This is a genomic window from Microvirga sp. CF3062 (genome assembly GCF_036314045.1).
In the GTDB taxonomy this organism is placed as follows: domain Bacteria; phylum Pseudomonadota; class Alphaproteobacteria; order Rhizobiales; family Beijerinckiaceae; genus Microvirga.
This window is the reverse complement of sequence record NZ_JAYGGN010000010.1, coordinates 17,799-34,663: the sequence shown is the minus strand read 5'-3', so window position 1 is coordinate 34,663 and position 16,865 is coordinate 17,799. Positions and strand designations below refer to the sequence as shown.

General features: G+C 63.1%; 18 protein-coding genes and 1 tRNA gene. 14 read left to right on the top strand and 5 right to left on the bottom strand.

The window, feature by feature from the left end:
- Nucleotides 1-212: 212 nt before the first annotated feature.
- The 4 genes from VB618_RS16970 to VB618_RS16955 all read left to right on the top strand — a co-directional run bounded on the left by VB618_RS16970 (nt 213) and on the right by VB618_RS16955 (nt 5,253).
- A tRNA-Ile gene (locus VB618_RS16970) sits at nt 213-288 on the top strand.
- A 256-nt stretch (nt 289-544) separates the two neighbouring features.
- Nucleotides 545-2,035, top strand: coding sequence for a hypothetical protein (locus VB618_RS16965; RefSeq protein WP_329797912.1), 1,491 nt, complete (start codon nt 545-547; stop codon nt 2,033-2,035).
- A gap of 170 nt (nt 2,036-2,205) precedes the next feature.
- Nucleotides 2,206-3,618, top strand: a complete 1,413-nt coding sequence (locus VB618_RS16960) for a DNA cytosine methyltransferase (RefSeq protein ID WP_329797911.1) — start codon at nt 2,206-2,208, stop codon at nt 3,616-3,618.
- A 744-nt stretch (nt 3,619-4,362) separates the two neighbouring features.
- Nucleotides 4,363-5,253: a hypothetical protein gene (locus VB618_RS16955; RefSeq protein WP_329797910.1), complete on the top strand. Its 891-nt coding sequence runs from the start codon at nt 4,363-4,365 to the stop codon at nt 5,251-5,253.
- A 188-nt stretch (nt 5,254-5,441) separates the two neighbouring features.
- On the opposite strand, the gene VB618_RS16950 is transcribed toward VB618_RS16955, so the two are convergent.
- Nucleotides 5,442-5,858, bottom strand: coding sequence for a MerR family transcriptional regulator (locus VB618_RS16950; RefSeq protein WP_329797909.1), 417 nt, complete (start codon nt 5,856-5,858; stop codon nt 5,442-5,444).
- 92 nt (nt 5,859-5,950) lie between these two features.
- On the opposite strand from VB618_RS16950, the gene VB618_RS16945 reads away from it, so the two are divergent.
- The 4 genes from VB618_RS16945 to VB618_RS16930 all read left to right on the top strand — a co-directional run bounded on the left by VB618_RS16945 (nt 5,951) and on the right by VB618_RS16930 (nt 10,708).
- Nucleotides 5,951-8,221, top strand: a complete 2,271-nt coding sequence (locus VB618_RS16945; RefSeq protein ID WP_329797908.1) for a heavy metal translocating P-type ATPase — start codon at nt 5,951-5,953, stop codon at nt 8,219-8,221.
- Nucleotides 8,221-8,709 carry a signal peptidase II gene (gene lspA / locus VB618_RS16940; RefSeq protein ID WP_329797907.1) on the top strand — a complete coding sequence of 163 codons (489 nt, stop codon included), beginning with the start codon at nt 8,221-8,223 and terminating at the stop codon, nt 8,707-8,709. Before VB618_RS16945 ends, lspA begins: the two co-directional genes overlap by 1 nt.
- Nucleotides 8,706-9,359 (top strand): methyltransferase family protein, encoded by a 654-nt coding sequence (locus VB618_RS16935; RefSeq protein WP_329797906.1) that lies wholly within the window; start codon nt 8,706-8,708, stop codon nt 9,357-9,359. The genes lspA and VB618_RS16935 overlap by 4 nt, the downstream gene beginning before the upstream one ends.
- Nucleotides 9,360-9,538: 179 nt before the next feature.
- Entirely contained in the window at nt 9,539-10,708 is a 1,170-nt protein-coding gene (locus VB618_RS16930; RefSeq protein ID WP_329797905.1) for a murein L,D-transpeptidase family protein, read from the top strand.
- A gap of 114 nt (nt 10,709-10,822) precedes the next feature.
- On the opposite strand, the gene VB618_RS16925 is transcribed toward VB618_RS16930, so the two are convergent.
- The 3 genes from VB618_RS16925 to VB618_RS16915 all read right to left on the bottom strand — a co-directional run bounded on the left by VB618_RS16925 (nt 10,823) and on the right by VB618_RS16915 (nt 12,492).
- On the bottom strand, nt 10,823-10,996 hold the full coding sequence (locus VB618_RS16925; RefSeq protein ID WP_329797904.1) for a hypothetical protein: 174 nt from the start codon (nt 10,994-10,996) through the stop codon (nt 10,823-10,825).
- A 192-nt stretch (nt 10,997-11,188) separates the two neighbouring features.
- On the bottom strand, nt 11,189-11,854 hold the full coding sequence (locus tag VB618_RS16920; protein WP_329797903.1) for a transglutaminase-like cysteine peptidase: 666 nt from the start codon (nt 11,852-11,854) through the stop codon (nt 11,189-11,191).
- Nucleotides 11,855-11,976: 122 nt separating this feature from the next.
- Nucleotides 11,977-12,492, bottom strand: coding sequence for a hypothetical protein (locus VB618_RS16915; RefSeq protein WP_329797902.1), 516 nt, complete (start codon nt 12,490-12,492; stop codon nt 11,977-11,979).
- A 213-nt stretch (nt 12,493-12,705) separates the two neighbouring features.
- Between VB618_RS16915 and VB618_RS16910 the strand changes: the two genes are divergently transcribed.
- From VB618_RS16910 to VB618_RS16885, 6 genes are all read left to right on the top strand, one after another.
- Complete coding sequence (locus VB618_RS16910) at nt 12,706-13,089, top strand: hypothetical protein (protein ID WP_329797901.1); 384 nt, start codon at nt 12,706-12,708, stop codon at nt 13,087-13,089.
- A gap of 190 nt (nt 13,090-13,279) precedes the next feature.
- The gene (locus tag VB618_RS16905; protein WP_329797900.1) at nt 13,280-13,783 is read left to right on the top strand and encodes a copper chaperone PCu(A)C; all 504 of its coding nucleotides are present in this window, start codon (nt 13,280-13,282) and stop codon (nt 13,781-13,783) included.
- A 9-nt stretch (nt 13,784-13,792) separates the two neighbouring features.
- Nucleotides 13,793-14,425 (top strand): SCO family protein, encoded by a 633-nt coding sequence (locus VB618_RS16900; protein ID WP_329797899.1) that lies wholly within the window; start codon nt 13,793-13,795, stop codon nt 14,423-14,425.
- A gap of 3 nt (nt 14,426-14,428) precedes the next feature.
- Nucleotides 14,429-14,905, top strand: a complete 477-nt coding sequence (locus VB618_RS16895; RefSeq protein WP_442931835.1) for a disulfide bond formation protein B — start codon at nt 14,429-14,431, stop codon at nt 14,903-14,905.
- Nucleotides 14,898-15,560: a DsbA family protein gene (locus VB618_RS16890; protein WP_329797898.1), complete on the top strand. Its 663-nt coding sequence runs from the start codon at nt 14,898-14,900 to the stop codon at nt 15,558-15,560. The genes VB618_RS16895 and VB618_RS16890 overlap by 8 nt, the downstream gene beginning before the upstream one ends.
- Before the next feature lie 78 nt (nt 15,561-15,638).
- The gene (locus VB618_RS16885; protein WP_329797896.1) at nt 15,639-16,364 is read left to right on the top strand and encodes a cytochrome c biogenesis CcdA family protein; all 726 of its coding nucleotides are present in this window, start codon (nt 15,639-15,641) and stop codon (nt 16,362-16,364) included.
- A 29-nt stretch (nt 16,365-16,393) separates the two neighbouring features.
- On the opposite strand, the gene VB618_RS16880 is transcribed toward VB618_RS16885, so the two are convergent.
- Nucleotides 16,394-16,840 carry a Fur family transcriptional regulator gene (locus tag VB618_RS16880; RefSeq protein ID WP_329797895.1) on the bottom strand — a complete coding sequence of 149 codons (447 nt, stop codon included), beginning with the start codon at nt 16,838-16,840 and terminating at the stop codon, nt 16,394-16,396.
- Between the last annotated feature and the right edge of the window lie 25 nt (nt 16,841-16,865).

Here is a 16,865-nt window from a genome sequence, read left to right as displayed (position 1 = left end):
CCGGCCAGGAAACCAGACAGATGGTCGAATTCCGCCCGGATCAAGAGCCGGTCCGGCAAGAGACCATGCGACAGCCGGGACTGGGCCGCCATGGCAGAACCGGCTTGACGGGGGACACGATGTATTACAGGAACATGAAAGGGCGCCGGACGTGCTCCGGCACGGCTAGGAGGGCTTCCTCTTGGACAGAAGGTCGCCCTCCTTCCCTGGAAGGGCCTGTAGCTCAATGGTTAGAGCCGGCCGCTCATAACGGTCTGGTTGCAGGTTCGAGTCCTGCCGGGCCCACCACTCCCTAAGTATCTGACAAAACAAGATAATGATCTGATTTTGGCTCGGAACGTACACCACAACGTACACAGCGAGCTGTCTCATGCATCTCTGGCGCCGTCCCTCTGGCTGGGTTTTCCAACTTCGTATCCCTTCACGATTTATCTACCTCTTCGGTAGTACTCCCCTCCGGTTAAGGTTGGGGCCGATCGACGCTGTCGAAGCACGCCATCGCGCTCGCATCCTTGCAGGGCATGCAACGGTATGGATGGAAACAATGACTAAGCGCGAGACCCTGACCAAGAGCCTCAGCGCGCTCGCAGCCGAGCTGGAGATGCTTCGCCGTGAAGAGCGGAGGGCTACCTTTACGGTCTTGAACGCTCAGACTGCAATAGATGATGAGACCGAAGGGGGATGGTCCGGTGATCCCGACCGGATAGAACATGCCCGTTTGCAGGAGGCCCGAGGTCTGGCTCGACGGGATGCCATCAGAGCCTTCCGGGAGAGGCTTGGAGTCATTGGAATTGCCCTCGACCATGATGGTGCGGCATGGGAAGGGGAGCGTTCCACATATGATCGCGTGGTCTCAACTCTCGCCACACTGGAGAGGGCAGTGGTCCCCCCGCAACCGACGTCTTCCGCTCAGCTCTTGTCGGCGCCTCCATCTCCTCCCTCGCCTGAACCCGCGTCCCAGGGAATCACCAGAGATACCCTCTTCAGTGTTGCGGCCGCTCCTGTCCTCAGTGGGCGCCGCGAAGCGTTAGAATCGGGTGGCGAACGCAGCCGTTATGCCGACCGACTGGATGCGTCGTTCCGGGCGTTCATCGATATCATTGGTGACAAGCCCCTCAAGGATTACCTACCTGGTGATCTTCAGACGTTCGCCACTGTCCTAGGTCGCGTTCCAGCCAACCGGACGAAGATCCGAGCCTTTACGGGGATGTCGCTGCGCGAGATGGCGGATGCGAACGACAGGCTCAAGGAGCCCCGCGCTCGCTTGGCCGAAACCGCTGTTGAAGGATATGTAGCTGAGATCCGGTCCATCTGGCGACGGGCTACTGCGAGCGTGAAGGAAGTTCGAGATCTAGGCTCGGTATCGATTACCATGCCTCGATCCGCTGCGCCTTCCGTCGACCGCGAAGGATTGCGACCAGACAAGTTGAATCCTTGGCTAGCAGCAGCAGCCAGCCGCCCATTATCCGAACCTCATTTCCATTGGTTGCCTCTTGTTGGTCTCATGACGGGCATGCGCCTAGGAGAGTTGGTTTTCCTCCAAGGTACGGACTTCGTGGAGGTTGAAGGTAATGTGGTCATCGATCTCCGCCAGCCAATCATAGTTAACGGCCGAAAACAGCCTCGGCCATTAAAGACGAAGACGTCGCGAAGGCTCGTTGCCTTGCATCAACTTCTTCATGACGCTGGCTTCGTGGAGTGGGCAATGCATCGAGAGGGATGGCTGTTCGATGTCTTCCACACCGCCAAGGATCCCGCCGATGCCGCCCAAAAACGTATGGCGTACTGGATGAAGGAACTCGGAATCCACTCCCGGCAGAGTGGCGTCTTTCACTCGTTACGTCACAATACCAAGGCATGGCTGCGCATCCACATTGGTGATCGCAACGCGGACTTCCAATGCGGGCACGCTCCTACAGGGGTGGGCGCGAACTATGGATTTCGGCTTCTTGAGCCTGAGGAAGTGCAGCAGATCATGCAGGCCCCCTTGCCCCGGAAGGTGGATTTCTCGCCTTACCTGAACCGCAGCACATAGCCAGAGCGAACAATCCCTGTGAAGCGATTTATAGCTTTGTTGCTCTCAGCGATGCTCTACGGCAGTGAGTGGTATTCACTGCCGCCCTACCGCTCTGCGACGAAAGCTTCCGTCACGCTCGGCAGTGAACAGCCTTCATTACGAGCTCTCACTATCAGAAAGAAAATAAGATGAAACTGGTTGAATTGTTCTGCGGCGCTGGAGGGATGTCGCTCGGCTTCAAGCGCGCGGGATTCACCATCTTAAGAGGCTACGATTACTGGCAGCCCGCACTGGATATCCACGAGGCGAACTTGGGATCCCTGCTCCGCAAGGTGAACGGGTATAAAAAGACTCGACAGGCCAACCTAGGGCGGTTCGACGGAGAAGCCCCGGAACTCGGAGACATTCTCACTATCATCCCAGAGATCCTGGAGTTGGCCCCCGATATCATCGTTGGTGGCCCTCCCTGCCAGCCGTGGTCCTCGGCTGGGCAGCGGAAAGGGGAAGAAGACGAGCGAGCGAAGCTTACCGATGCGTTTGCCTACATCGTAGCGTTGGTGAAGCCCAAGTACTTCGTTATGGAGAACGTGCAGGGTCTCCAGCGCTATGCTATCTTCAAGCGCATAACCGCGATCCTCCGGAATGCTGGGTACGGATTGACTGAACAAGTCCTCGACGCGTCGCAATACGGCGTCGCACAAAAGCGCAAGAGGCTGATTTTGGCGGGATGTCTTGGTGAAGCAGACGGCTGGCTTCTTGATCATCTCGACGCGGCGAAATCGCCCAAGCAGATGACCGTCGCCGACGTGCTCGGTCCGGATTTCGGCCGCATCTATTTTCGCCGTGGTCACAACGAAGGAGAGCGACGTTCCCTGTGGTCTTCGGCTGAGCCGGCGCCATCGATTACCTCCACGTTCAGGCGCAGTGCTGGTGATGCCGGGTATGCGTTAAGGGAGGCTGATATCCGGGTACTTGATACGCTTAATGAAGCGGAGCTTCAGGAGACCTGCCGCCTTTTCTGGCTTATGCCAGGTGGGATGAGTAGCGCCGGAACGCGGCGAACGGATCAACCTGCCCCGACGATCTCACATGGAGTACGCGAGCGCCCTGGGGCAAGCTATCGGCCGAAGGAGAGCGATGTCATTGAATTGGACAAGCTACCAATCCCCACATTCGAGCAACTTGCACTCATCGGCGGCTTTCCCGCAAGTTGGGATTGGTCCCCGGTGAAATCAGAATCGGCGCGGATGCAAGCCTTAGCAAATGCGGTTCCCCCGCCGCTTGCGGCATCCGTTGGCAGGTGCATCATGGCTCATTCCAAGGGTGAGCGGCCAGCCGTGATCGACATGACAGTACCGAAGCCCTTCGTGACTTGGCTCCGAAGAAACAAGCCTATGGACCAGGGGCGCCGCAAACAGATTCTCTCCGAATTCAAGGCCGTTCAGCAGCTTGTTGGACAACGCAAGTTCGCAGACGTCGACGCGGCACTGTCGTTCCTTGAGACGGTTCCTGAGTTCAAGGCCTTGGGTACGACAAGGAAGTCGAATCTCCGCAGTGCATTGCGGCTTTACGCGGAGTGCGATGCGGATCTCAATAGGTAGCGCAAGCCATGCGCTGACGGGCGTTGCGTGACAGGCGAGAGCACACCAAGTCATTGATAGGGCGCCAGTTATCCGAGTGTGTCCCGTTTTTCCTATCAATAGTAGTAACTCATCTCAGGGGAAGGGCTTGACCCTTGCGCGGTTCGGCACTCCCCTGAAAGGGACGCCCTGTGTCAGGTAATTCATTGGCGACGGGTCGTGATGGAAGATCATCATGGTCAAATCGCACCTAGTGACGGATACGCCGTGAGTATCGATGTGGAGGCGTTCAACTGGCTCCGGAAACGGACCTATGTGCATGCGAGGACTTGCGGTGACTCTGGCCGCGAGGAAGAGACGCTTGAAGCGTGGTGCATGCAAACACTACAGGCTTGGCTAGAAAAACATCCGGAGGGTAGCGAGATGGCCTCCTCCCAGGTTACCGCGACGGCCCGAAGTGTAGCTCGTTTCGTATCTCACAAGTACGAGCCGCATCGGGCGCCATCCAGGACGACGCGGGACCAGCGTTTAGCCGAGCAGCTAGCGTCACCATTGGCCGTCGAGGACATTCAAGAGCAGGGAAAGCGGCCCACCGTCCGGCGCGTTGCTGACTACATGGGTTCTTCGAAAAGCAAGGCCGGAAGATTTCTCGTTCGTGAAGGCATTGCTCCAGTTCGCGATCGGCGGAAAGCGTCTCTCCCTTCAACGGCCCGTCGTGTCCTTGAAACCTTGGAAGTCATGCTACCCCGGGAACGGGACACTACAGTGAGGCTCGATGATCTCGCCAGCAGGATCTGGCAGAAGTCTGCCAATGCTGCAACGATCCGGCAGCACCGGAAGAGACTCAGTGATGCACTGTCCCAGATCGATAAGGCTGGTCTGGGCCTCAACATTGTCACGTCCTCTGCACTTGCCGCCGTGCGACGGGGACGCCGTTGGAAACCCAATGAGGCGGAAGCCACATTAGCGGCGGCCGAGGCTTCGCCCAACCTTCTCTACCCGAGCGATGCGCTTCCAGAGCGCGCGATCGGCGGACCATTCTGGACATCGCCCGAAGTGCTGGATGTGATGACCATGCTGCGGGTGGCAGCGCAGGAGCGACTCCCGTACCTCGACCTCGGTCGCTTTATCCATGCCCATAGGCTCGTGATCGACCCTCAACCGCTGCTAGACATCATGTGGCGCTACAGCCAGCCAGAGTACTCCCGGGATGACATGCTGGAGCGGGTGCGTCGCAAGGCTTCCGAACTCCTTGAGCCACGGAATGTAAGACGCCGTTACAAGCCGCGATGGAAGGATAGACGCCGCTACTTGGCCATACCACTGCGCAAGCTCGCCAACAGCGTCCACATGCTTACCGAGGATGGATATTGGGGGCGGCCTGCACCCGATGCTCTGGACACGGCTCTACGAGAGACGAGATACCTGGAGCATGTTGGCGAGGATGCCCGTACCCGCATAGGCATGTTGGGGGCGATTATCGAGGCGATGTGGGAGCAGGACGACAGTACAAATCCCAAGGCTGCCATTGCAATGTGCAGGCAGCTTGCTCGGGCTGAAGAGGCTGGGCAATGGACGCCCGCGGACGGGCACGTCCTCAAGCCTGAGCCCGTGTACAGGAATGCCCTCGAAGTCCGGGACGACATACCTTTTTAGGATGCGCGTGACAGGTATGGAACGAGTAACTTATTGATATCGAATATGATTCCGCATCGTGTCCCGTTTTCTTTATATCAATATCAATGGGCTGGTTGAAGAATAGGACCATTCGAGCGGCACTACCTAGCTTCCCGGGGGCGAGGCACAGTCAATCACTGACCTGAGCAGCACCCCAACGGCTAGGTTCAGTGCTGAGTGTTGTGGCACTTCCGGTGATCCGCAAGGACCTCAATGATCCGGCACTCGGAGATCTGTCGATGGTCGCAGGTGACCATGGCCTCCAATTCGTCGCGAAGGGCGGTCAGGCGTGCGATCTTATCCTTCACCTCATCCAGATGGGCTTTAGTGATGTCATGCACCTCGCCGCAGCAGCGGTCGGGATCCCCGGCGAGACCCAGAAGCTGCCGGATCGCCTCGACCTCGAACCCGAGCTCGCGGGCATGACGGATGAAGTTCAGCCGGCGGACGTCCTCGGGACGGTACCGCCGCTGCTGGCCCTCAGTCCGGGTCGGCTCGGCTAGCAGTCCGATCTGCTCGTAATACCGGATGGTCGGGATCTTCACCTCAGTTTTCCGGGACAGCTCGCCAATCGTCAGGGACATCGAAAAAAAACCTCTTGAACCTCTAGCCGCTAGAGGATGTAGCGTGCGGGCGAATCAAAGTGAAGAGGTTTGTGATGTGTGAGGCATGCAACATGCCCAGCGCCGCCGAGGAGAAGACCGAGGCTGGGCCCCCAAAGGAACAGCGCACCCGCTACAGGGTCTCCGGAATGGACTGTGCCTCCTGCGCCGCCAAGATCGACAACGCCCTGCGGCGCACCCCGGGCGTCGCGGACGTGAACGTGTCGGTTCCGGCTGGGACTGTGACCGTTGCCCATGACGACACGGTCGTCCCGGCAGCCTTGGCCCAGAAGATCAAGACGCTCGGGTACAAGGTCACGGGGCAAGGACCCGCGGATGTCGCGGCTTCGCCATCGAAATCCGGCGATCATGGTCATCATGATCGTGATGATCACGATCATGCTCATGGTGACCACGATCACGGTGCCGAGGCCACGGCCGGCCTGCATGGGCACATGCATGATCATGGCGCCGCCGAAGGGCCCTGGTGGAGGAGCCAGCGCGGCCTCCTGACCATCGCCTGCGGTCTGGCGCTCGTGGCGGCCTATGTCATCGGGCAGCTCGTGCCGGCAACGGAGCGTTGGGCGTTCCTTGCCGCCATGGCCATAGGACTGGTGCCGATTGCTCGGCGCGCGCTCGTGGCAGCCCGCTTCGGCACCCCGTTCTCCATCGAGATGCTCATGACCATCGCCGCCGTCGGCGCCGTGATCATCGGCGCCACCGAGGAGGCGGCCATGGTGGTCTTCCTGTTCCTCGTCGGCGAGCTCCTCGAAGGCGTTGCCGCGGGGCGTGCGCGCGCAAGCATCCAGGGTCTCACCAAGCTGGTCCCCAAGACCGCTCTGCTGGAGCGCGACGGCAGGACCGAGGAGGTCCAGGCCGAGAGCCTTGCCGTTGGCTCCGTCATCCTGGTGCGCCCTGGCGACCGCGTTCCCGCGGACGGTGAGATCGTCTCGGGCGAAAGCGCCGTCGACGAGGCGCCCGTCACCGGCGAGAGCGTACCCAAGCGCAAGGGCGTCGATGACACCGTCTTCGCCGGCACGATCAACGGCGACGGCGCGCTGCGCGTGCGCGTCACGGCGGCGGCTCAGGACAACACCATCTCGCGCATCGTGCGCCTCGTTGAGGAGGCGCAGGAGGCCAAGGCCCCGACCGAGCGCTTCATTGACCGCTTCTCGCGCTACTACACTCCGGCCGTCCTCGTCGTCGGCGCCCTTGTCGCCATCGTGCCGCCGCTCCTCTTCGGCGCACCGTGGGGTGAGTGGGTCTACAAGGGTTTGGCGATCCTGCTGATCGGCTGCCCGTGCGCGCTCGTCATCTCGACCCCGGCTGCCATCGCCGCCGGCCTGTCGGCGGGCGCCCGCCGGGGCCTGCTCATGAAGGGTGGGGCCGTGCTGGAGAGCCTCGGCAAGATCACGATAGCGGCCTTCGACAAGACCGGCACGCTGACCGAGGGCAGGCCCAAGGTCACGGACGTGATCCCGATGGCACGTTCCGAACGCGAGGTGTTGTCGCTGGCGGCGGCCCTAGAGACCGGATCGAGCCATCCGCTCGCCACGGCGATCCTGGCCAAGGCCGCGGAGGCCAAGGCCCCGATCCCTCCGGCGGCCAATGGCGCCGCCGTCGGCGGCAAGGGCGTGACCGGCAGCGTCGGTGGGGTGTCGCTGTTCCTCGGCTCGCCCAAGGCCGCGGGCGAGAAGGTCGCGCTCCCGCCCGAGGCTGAGGCTCGGATCGCAGCCTTGCAGGAGGAAGGCAAGACCGTCTCGGTTCTCCTGGCCGGGGATCAGGTCGCGGGACTCATCGCCATGCGTGACGAGCCGCGGCCCGACGCCAAGGCCGGCCTCGAGGCCCTGAAGAAGGCCGGCGTGGAGGCCGTGATGGTCACCGGCGACAACCGCCGCACGGCGCAGGCCATCGCTGCTGGTCTCGGAATCGAGCCACGGGCCGAGCTGCTGCCGCAGGACAAGCAGGCCATCGTCCGCGAGCTCCAAGCCCAAGGGCAGGTGGTCGCCAAGATTGGCGACGGCATCAACGACGCCCCGGGCTTGGCCGCCGCCGACGTCGGCATCGCCATGGGAGGCGGCACCGACGTGGCGCTGGAGACCGCCGACGCCGCCGTCCTGCACGGCCGCGTGACGGACGTGGCTCGCATGGTGCGCCTGTCGCGGGACACCATGGCCAATATCCGCCAGAACATCACCATCGCGCTCGGCCTCAAGGCCGTGTTCCTGGTGACAACCATCCTCGGCATCACGGGTCTGTGGCCCGCGATCCTCGCCGACACGGGCGCGACGGTGCTGGTCACGGCCAACGCCATGCGCCTGCTCGCAGCGGGGGGACGGGTGTGATGGCGGTCGCAAGAAGGATCGGCCGCCTCCTGGAGGTTACGGTCCCTGTGGTTGTGCTCGATCAAGTCGCCAAGGGGCTCGCCCGGGCATCCCTCACGCCTGGCGAAGTCCACGAGATCCTGCCGTTCGCGAACCTGCGGCTGGGATTCAACAGGGGGATCAGCTTCGGCCTGCTGCCGGCCGACGAGGCGTGGGGAGTGCTTGCCCTGATTGGCATCACCGTCCTCATCACCATCGGCATGGCTGTCTGGAGCGTCAGGGCACAGGCCTGGCAGGAGAGTATGGCTCTGGCCCTGATCCTTTCCGGCGCCGTCGGCAACCTGATCGACCGGGTGAGGGACGGCATGGTGACCGACTTCATCGATCTCCATGTCGCGAGCTACCACTGGCCGACGTTCAACGTGGCCGATATCGCCATCACGTTCGGCGCGATATGGCTCGTGGCGGACAGCCTCGGGATCGGTGCCCGCCGGAGGGAGGCGGCATGATGCCTCCCGCCATCGTTCCCGTCCTGCTGCTCGTCGGACTCGGTGCGGCCTTCGCGGTGCTCACGCGCCGCGTGTCGCAGCGCCTCGGCCGCTCGGCGGACAGGTTCGGCAGGGGCGACACCGCTCATGACTTCGTCGGGCGGGTCTACCGCGTCGGCGGCTCCGTCCTGTTCCTCTTCATGATGGCGCGAGTGGCAATTCCGGAGGCGGACGGCCTCGCCGGCCTCATCCCGGGGCTGACGCGGCCGCTCCTCGCGTGGAGCGGTCTGGCAATCATGGTCGGCGGCAGCGCCATCATCCTCATCTCCCAGGTGCAGATGGGCACGTCGTGGCGCATCGGCCTCGATCAGGATCGAACGGGCCTCGTAACGACTGGCCTGTTCGCATGGTCACGCAACCCGACATTCCTCGGCATGCTCGTGGTGGTGTCAGGCGTGTTCCTTGTCGCACCAACAGCCGTTACCGCGTCCGTCGTCACTGTCGCATGGATCTCCTTCTCGGTGCAGATCCGCATGGAAGAGGAGCATCTGCTGCGCATGCACGGTGCCGACTACGAACGGTACAGAGACGCCGTTCCGCGCTGGATACTCCCGCGTGGGATATTGGGCGCAGCGCGGGTGGAGAGGGACCAATCTGTGAATCCTGGATGAGACAGAGGCGAATGCCTCAATCCTGCCTGACTTACAGGCAGTCTGTGCGTCACAAGGTCCTGCTTTCCGCAAGTCGATGTCCTTGCGGTAAGGCAGGGTTAAGGCGGATGGGTTAAGTGAAGCGGGGAACCGTCCAGGAGAAACGTCCGGGCGGATCGTCAAGGAATGCGGGGATCCCCATGATGAAGCGTATCGCAATGGCTGCGAGCCTCGTGCTCGCGCTCGCCGCCTGCCAAGGCGAGGGCGGCTCCGTAAGCTCCACGCGCCACCTGGCGCCGATCCCGCCCGCCACCATGGCGTTGATGTCGACCAAGGGCATGTCCAAGGACGATCCGATCTTGATGCGGTCCTTCAAGAAGGAGTCCGAGATCGAGGTCTGGAAGCGCGGCCGTGATGGCAAGTATGCGCTCCTCAAGACCTACCCGATGTGCCGCTGGTCGGGCCAGCTTGGGCCGAAGGTGCGCGAGGGCGACCGCCAGGCGCCCGAGGGCTTCTACACGGTCACCCCGGCGGCCATGAACCCGAACTCGCAGCTCTACCTGTCGTTCAACCTCGGCTACCCGAACGCGTACGACCGCGCCCATGGCCGGACGGGATCCCACCTGATGGTGCATGGCTCGTGCTCGTCGATGGGGTGCTTCGCCATGACGGACGAGGCCATCTCCGAGGTCTACGCCCTGGCGCGGGAGTCCTTCGCCAGCGGCCAGCGCGGCTTCCAGTTCCAGAGCTTTCCGTTCCGGATGACCGCCGAGAACCTGGCCAAGCACCGTTACGACCCGAACATCGCGTTCTGGAGGAACCTCAAGGAGGGCTCGGATATCTTCGAGGTCGCTAAGGAGGAGCCGCAGGTCTCTGTTGCTAACCGGCAGTATGCGTTCGGGGGCAACGCCTCCGTGATGGCCGCGGTCGCGCAGAAGCGCCAGGAGGACGAGCAGGAGGTTGCCGAGTTGGTGGCCAAGGGTGTGCAACCGATCAGGCTCGTCTACGACGACGGCGGCCAGCACCAGACCTTCCGGCAGGCGCTTGCCGGTGACACCTCGGCAGACGGTAGCTCGCTTGCCGTCGACGTGAGCGCCCGAAACCGCCTTGGAGACGTGAGCCGGCCGGAGGCCTTGGCCGCGGGGCCGCAGGAGATCGTCCTTGCCGCCAATGGGAAGCCGAGGCAGGAACCCCCGTCGGCACTGGCCTATGCCTCGCAGAAGCCGGCCGCAGGCCAAGCCCGCGCAGCGGAACAGTCCGGCAGATGGCAGACACCTGCTGCCGCGGCAGCGCCTGAGCCAGCGGCTCCTGCCTCAGGTGGTGAGCGGCCTTCCACCTTCGGGCGCGTGCTCGCGTTCTTCGGCGGCTAGCCGGACATCCGCGAAAGAGGCTGCCCCGCAAAACCAGACACAGGAGCCGCGCCCCAACAGGTGCGGCTTCAATGTTTCCGGAATGGCACTGTGTCGTGGCCGGGCACCCTCGACCTAGGGGGGCGCCTTGGGGGCAAGGGAATGGGCCTGCGGATCCTCCCGATGGCGCTGGTCCTCAAGCTCACGGGTTTTCACGAACGAGACTGCGTAAAGCATGACGACCAGGCCAAGAAGCGTCAGGGCCAACGCAAGATTCCTGCGACGTCTCCGTTCCTGCCAGTCGTCCATCTTCGCGTCCCTCCGGCATATCGGGCATGCGGACCTAGCACCTCAAGCCAGCAGAGGTTCAAGGCCCTTTTCCGGAACAGGGCGCTGGCCCTGCCGGCAGGCACGGGAATGCAAGCCGCCGGGTCTGGGCGCCGGAGGCGAGGGCCAGCTCGGCGGATGACCCGAACTGCCCTCGGGAAGCGAACGATGCCGTTATTGACCTGCGGTGGCTGTCGGGGAGAAGAACGCGCCACCGAGCGAGGCCCAGGTCGAGCCATTGTCGCCTTCGCGCTTGATGTAGGTATAGCCCGTCCTGTGCCAGGGCAGGATGGCGTCGCGCTTGTTGTCGAGGATGAGGTCGCCCCGGTCTGTGCGAACCATCATGACCGCGTGCCCCGCGCCCTCCTCGTCGATGACCACGGTCATCCGGAGCGCGCGGCGGGGGAAGCCAGCCTCGGCCAGGCGCTTGCGCTTGACGAGCTGGTAGTCCTCGCAGTCACCGTAGCCATCCTCGGCGTAGCCCCAGAGATCCTCGACGCCGAGGTGGTCCTTGTCGGTTCTGGACTTGATCTCAGCGTTCACCTGCCGATTGATCCGGTTCAGGGTCTGCCAGTCCTTGGCCGAAAGGGTAATCGTGGTTGGTTCGGAAACATCGACGGCGCATTCGGACGGGTTCTGCTCGCAAAGGCGCACCCAACCCACGATCGGCTTCGCGGTGCCGACCATCGCGACGGGTTTTGAGACGGACGGCATGGCGGTTACGGTCTGCGCCTGCACCCCGGTGCCGATGAACGCAAGGCCCAAGGCGAAGCCCGCAAGGCGAAGCGTGTTCCGAAGAGAAGGCCGAGTGTTCAGAGACCCGAAGAGAGGTTGCCGCATTGCCCCACCGATGTGCCGTTAAGGTTTTGTTCATCAAACCTGACACAACGGGCCGGAGCCGCTCAAGGCAAAAGTTAAACGAGAGTTAACTGGTCGCACCCTGTTTCGTTCCGGAGATTTCGTTAACCATGTCCTGCGCGCAATGTCGCAGCGGTGATCTCCAGACGCCCGCTGACGTCATCGAATGAAAGGGCATAGTGGACGTCCGTGCTGTCCTGGTGCGCTTCGCCAACCGTGAGAGCGGCGTCGCCCAGTTCAAGAAGAACCTCACTGCGTCGGTCCGCAACCATCCCGGGATCGTAGACGACCATGGTCGCCCCGAGCACGGTCAGGGTGTCGTCGACGAGCTTCGTCGCCGCCGCATTGTCTCCTTGGCGAAACGTGGCCGCGATCATGATCCGCTCGGTGCCGGGACGGTCCGGCGGGCCAACCACTTCGATGTCGACCTGACGCGCGGCGAAACGGCAGCGGCTGCTGGCTACACATGAGGTTTGCCGGACACGAAGATCGGTGCCGACCTGTCGCAGCGCCGGATTGACAGTTTCCGCATACGTCGACGGCGGACCATCAAACGGCTCGGCCGTGGCTTGGGACGCAAGGGCGAACGTTGCTATGGAAAAGGCAAGGACTGGTCGCATGGCCCCTCCGAATACTGCCGATATGCCACCTGAGCATCATGGCACGCGCATGACCCACCTTTCATTTCGGATGCCGTTTTCCCCGTAAAAATTGAGCACGGCTCAACGGCTGCAATGTCCCGGTTGCAATGGGTCGTTTTACCTCTCCGCCGGACACAAGCTGTTGATTGTGCCGCGCTTCACATTTCAGGGGGCATGTGAGAGGTTCCCGGCATGAAGCCGTGGCTCGCCATCATACGTCTGCTCTCGATCCTTGCGATCGTTGGGCTCGTGCTTGCCCCGTTCACCGTTCCCGCGGTGGCCGGCGAGATGACTGCGCCCATGACGAGAGCCGGCACCCAGATGGAATCGGTGGCGTCAGGCCATGGCGTGACGACGATCGAGGTGCCGTGCTGCATGCCAGAGCGGCCGTCCATGCCTGAAGGCTCGATGGCCTGCCCGCTTGCGGCCCTGTGCCATGCCAAGATCGTCGAGGGCGTTTCGATCGCCAGCGTGGTGGTGCGCTGGTTCAGCCCCGCACAGGCTCTGGTTCCCGGGGATGATGCCGCTCCGGAGACACTGGCCCAGGCTCCGCCTGCACGGCCCCCACAAGCCTGAGGATACCGCCGGCGCAAGTGCCGGAAGCCGCGCGGCCGTCACTGCGCGCCGAGGCTGGCCCCTTCATGTCATGGCCGCCGTCAACCCTGGGCACGCTCTCTCGGGTTGCCCGTTCCCATGGTACCGGACCGACCCCGTTACCTGGTTGCAAATGTGATGAAGTCCCCAACGAGGGGCGAAAGACATCAAAATGACGAAGCGATTTCTCGTTGCTCTCCTATCTACCCTGGCCATCGGCAGCATGCCGTCTGCGATGGCACAGGTCGCTGAAACCTATCGCGCCGGAGCCATCGTGGTGGAGGCGCCTTGGTCCCGTGCCACGCCCGGTGGCGCCAAGGTGGGCAGCGGCTACATGCGGATCAAGAACACCGGGTCGGAGCCCGACCGCCTCGTCGGCGGCTCCACAACTGTTGCCGAACGCTTCGAGGTGCACCGCTCCACGGTCGTCGAGGGCGTCGCCCGCATGGAGCCCGTCACCGGAGGCCTGGAGATCGGCCCCGGTCAGACGGTGGAGCTGAAGCCGGGCGCGCTGCACGCCATGCTCGTCAACCTGCGGCAGGGATTGAACCCGGGCGACACGGTGAAGGGCATGCTCATCTTCGAGAAGGCGGGCGTGCTCAAGATCGAATACCGGGTCGGCGGCATCGGGGCACAGGCCGCCCCGGCGGCTGCCAACGTTCACCAGGGCCACTGAGGCGGTGCAATGTCATCAACTCTCAAGATCATTCGCTGGATCGCATTTGGGCTCATCACCGTCCTGCTGCTCCAGATCGGTTTCTTCGCTTGGCACTGGTACCGCGGGGAGACGTCCGGTTCTCGGTTCGCCCAACCCATCATCACGACGACCGGAGTTCCGGACGTCGGTGGCCCGTTCTCGCTGGTGAACCACCGGGGGGAACGCGTCACGCAGGACACCTTCAAGGGCAAGCCGACGGTCTACTTCTTCGGCTTCACCCACTGCCCGGAGGTGTGCCCGACGACGCTGTTCGAGATGACGCAGCACCTGAAGGATCTCGGTCCCGATGCCGACCGCCTCAACGTCGTCTTCGTGACGGTCGACCCGGAGCGGGACACGCCCGAGCTGTTGAAGACCTACATGGAAAGCTTCGATCCCCGCATCGTCGCGCTCACCGGCACGCCGGAGGAAGTGACCGCGGCGACGAAGGCCTTCCGCGTCGCCTACCGCAAGGTCCCCACCGAGGGCGGCAACTACACGATGGAGCATTCGGCCTCAGTGATCGTCACGGACGCACAGGGCGGGTTCGTCAGCCTGATCGACTACCACGAAGACAAGGCAACGGCGCTCGCGAAACTCAAACGAGCGATCCGGGGATAGGACATGAGCCAAACCGCCACCACTCGTCACGTGACCATGCCCGATGGGCTGCTCACAACCTCAGGCCGTCACACGTGGGCGTACCTGTTCGCCGCCTGGATCATCGCGCTTACCGCAACCTTCGGGGCCCTGTTCATCGGCGAGGTCATGGGGCAGGCGCCCTGTAACCTGTGCTGGCACCAGCGCGTCTTCATGTTCCCGCTCGCCGTCATCCTGTCCGTGGCGACGTTCCGCGAGGATACCGGCGTCTGGCGCTACGCCTTGCCAATCGCCGCGCTCGGGTGGCTCATCGCCGCCTTCCACTCGCTGCTCTACGCCGGGATCATTCCCGAGGCGATCAAGCCCTGCGGACAGGGTCCGTCCTGCTCCAGCGCCGACATGACCGTTCTGGGCCTGCCGCTTCCCTACCTGTCGCTCGCGGCCTTCACCGCCATCGCCGTTCTTCTCGCCCCCATTCGCCGAAAGGTCTCCAATGTCTAAGCGCCTCCTCGTCATCCTGACCGCCCTGATCGTGGTCGCCGCCTTCGCCGGTGGCGCGTTCCTGTATGACCGCTCCGGCAAGGGCGCCGAGCCTGCCTCCGCGGCCACCGTCGCCAACGGCACCCTGGTCCGGCCGCACTCGCCGGTCATCGGCCCACCAGAGGCCCCGGTCACCATCGTGGAGTTCTTCGATCCGATGTGCGAGGCCTGCCGGGCCTTCTATCCCATCGTCAAGCAGATCCTCGCGGACTTCCCGAAGGACGTGCGCCTGGTCCTGCGGTACACGCCCTTCCATGAAGGGTCCGACATCGCAGTCTTCATCCTTGAGGCGGCTCGAGGACAAAATAAGTTTGAGCCGGTTCTCGAAACCCTGCTGGCGAACCAGCCGGAATGGGCCGCACATGGCGCGCCGGATCTCGACAAGGCCTGGCGCTTCGCCGCGGCCGCGGGCCTCGATGTGCAGCAGGGCAAGAAGTTGGCATCCACACCCCTTATGGGTCGTATGCTGGAGACGGACATCGCCGACGTGAAGGCCAACAACGTCCAGCAGACGCCGACCTTCTTCGTCAACGGCAAGCCGTTGACCAATTTCGGGCCGCAGCAGCTCCGCGAGTTGGTGCAACGCGAGGTCGACCAGGTGCGGAAGGGATCTTGATCCGCCGTATGCTCACGTGCTCCGCAAGGACGACCGCCGCGGCTTTGTGCGGCGGTCCCATGATAGATTGAAGGTTCGATGCTCAGCGTCTCGATTCCGGCTGCGGTCCTCGGCGGCCTCATCAGTTTCCTGAGCCCCTGTGTCCTGCCGCTGGTGCCGCCCTACCTATCGTTCCTGGCGGGCACAACCTTCGACCGGCTGAATGCGGGCGACAGCGCCGTTCGCTGGCGGGCGGTTCTGGCCGCGCTCCTGTTTGTCGCGGGCTTTTCCACGGTCTTCATACTGCTCGGCGCGACCGCCTCGGCGCTCGGACAAGTGATCCGCCAATACCTCGATGTCCTGAGCACCATTGCCGGGGTCTCGATCATCGTGATGGGGCTGCACTTCCTCGGGGTGTTCCGGATCGGGCTGTTCTACCGCGAGGCACGGTTCAGCGTGACAAGGCCCGTCGGTCTCTGGGGCGCGTACGTGATGGGACTCGCCTTCGCCTTCGGCTGGACGCCCTGCATCGGCCCGGTGCTGGCCGCGATCCTGACGGTGGCCGGATCGGAGCAGAGCGTCGCGCAGGGGGCCCTGCTGCTCGCTGCCTATTCGGCGGGCCTCGGCATTCCCTTCCTGCTCGCCGCTTTCGCGATGAAGCCCTTCGTGGCGCTCCTGAAGCGGATGCGCTCGCGCTTTCCCTTGGTGGAGAAGGTCATGGGCGTCCTCCTCGTCCTGACCGGGATCGCCTTCCTGACGGGCTGGATCACCAACATGTCGTACTGGCTCCTGGAGACGTTCCCGGCTCTTGCGACGTTGGGCTGAGGTCCGGCGGAAACCACCCAATGGACGAGTCAGGTGCCGATTGCTTCCCGGCGTTCAGGAACCCTTTCGCGGGTCGTCTTTCGGCCGTAGAGTTCCAGGCGGTGGCCGACGAGGTCATACCCGAGTTCCCGCGCGACCACAGCCTGAAGCCGCTCGATCTCCTCGGAGCGGAACTCGATCACTGTGCCCGTATCCACATCAATCAGGTGGTCGTGGTGCCGCTTTGCGGCTGGTTCGTACCGCGCCCGCCCGTCCCGAAACTCATGTCGCTCAAGGATGCCAAGTTCTTCGAAACGCTTCATGGTCCGGTAGACAGTCGCGAGGGAGATACGATCGTCCTCCTCGGCAACGCGGCGGTGCAGTTCGGGAACATCGGGATGGTCGTGGGCGCTGGCAACAACCTGCGCGATGAGCTTGCGCTGGCCCGTAAGCCGGAGGCCCTTGGCCCGGATCTGAGCTTCAATCCTGTTGGTCATATGCACTGACTCCCAGGTGGCCGAG

Excerpts from the sequence above, each read along its gene's own strand:
- VB618_RS16965 (WP_329797912.1), top strand. The coding sequence starts at position 545 with ATGACTAAGCGCGAGACCCTGACCAAGAGCCTCAGCGCGCTCGCAGCC.
- VB618_RS16960 (WP_329797911.1), top strand. The coding sequence starts at position 2,206 with ATGAAACTGGTTGAATTGTTCTGCGGCGCTGGAGGGATGTCGCTCGGC.
- VB618_RS16950 (WP_329797909.1), bottom strand. The coding sequence starts at position 5,858 with ATGTCCCTGACGATTGGCGAGCTGTCCCGGAAAACTGAGGTGAAGATC.
- VB618_RS16945 (WP_329797908.1), top strand. The coding sequence starts at position 5,951 with ATGCCCAGCGCCGCCGAGGAGAAGACCGAGGCTGGGCCCCCAAAGGAA.
- lspA (WP_329797907.1), top strand. The coding sequence starts at position 8,221 with ATGGCGGTCGCAAGAAGGATCGGCCGCCTCCTGGAGGTTACGGTCCCT.
- VB618_RS16935 (WP_329797906.1), top strand. The coding sequence starts at position 8,706 with ATGATGCCTCCCGCCATCGTTCCCGTCCTGCTGCTCGTCGGACTCGGT.
- VB618_RS16930 (WP_329797905.1), top strand. The coding sequence starts at position 9,539 with ATGATGAAGCGTATCGCAATGGCTGCGAGCCTCGTGCTCGCGCTCGCC.
- VB618_RS16925 (WP_329797904.1), bottom strand. The coding sequence starts at position 10,996 with ATGGACGACTGGCAGGAACGGAGACGTCGCAGGAATCTTGCGTTGGCC.
- VB618_RS16920 (WP_329797903.1), bottom strand. The coding sequence starts at position 11,854 with ATGCGGCAACCTCTCTTCGGGTCTCTGAACACTCGGCCTTCTCTTCGG.
- VB618_RS16915 (WP_329797902.1), bottom strand. The coding sequence starts at position 12,492 with ATGCGACCAGTCCTTGCCTTTTCCATAGCAACGTTCGCCCTTGCGTCC.
- VB618_RS16910 (WP_329797901.1), top strand. The coding sequence starts at position 12,706 with ATGAAGCCGTGGCTCGCCATCATACGTCTGCTCTCGATCCTTGCGATC.
- VB618_RS16905 (WP_329797900.1), top strand. The coding sequence starts at position 13,280 with ATGACGAAGCGATTTCTCGTTGCTCTCCTATCTACCCTGGCCATCGGC.
- VB618_RS16900 (WP_329797899.1), top strand. The coding sequence starts at position 13,793 with ATGTCATCAACTCTCAAGATCATTCGCTGGATCGCATTTGGGCTCATC.
- VB618_RS16895 (WP_442931835.1), top strand. The coding sequence starts at position 14,429 with ATGAGCCAAACCGCCACCACTCGTCACGTGACCATGCCCGATGGGCTG.
- VB618_RS16890 (WP_329797898.1), top strand. The coding sequence starts at position 14,898 with ATGTCTAAGCGCCTCCTCGTCATCCTGACCGCCCTGATCGTGGTCGCC.
- VB618_RS16885 (WP_329797896.1), top strand. The coding sequence starts at position 15,639 with ATGCTCAGCGTCTCGATTCCGGCTGCGGTCCTCGGCGGCCTCATCAGT.
- VB618_RS16880 (WP_329797895.1), bottom strand. The coding sequence starts at position 16,840 with ATGACCAACAGGATTGAAGCTCAGATCCGGGCCAAGGGCCTCCGGCTT.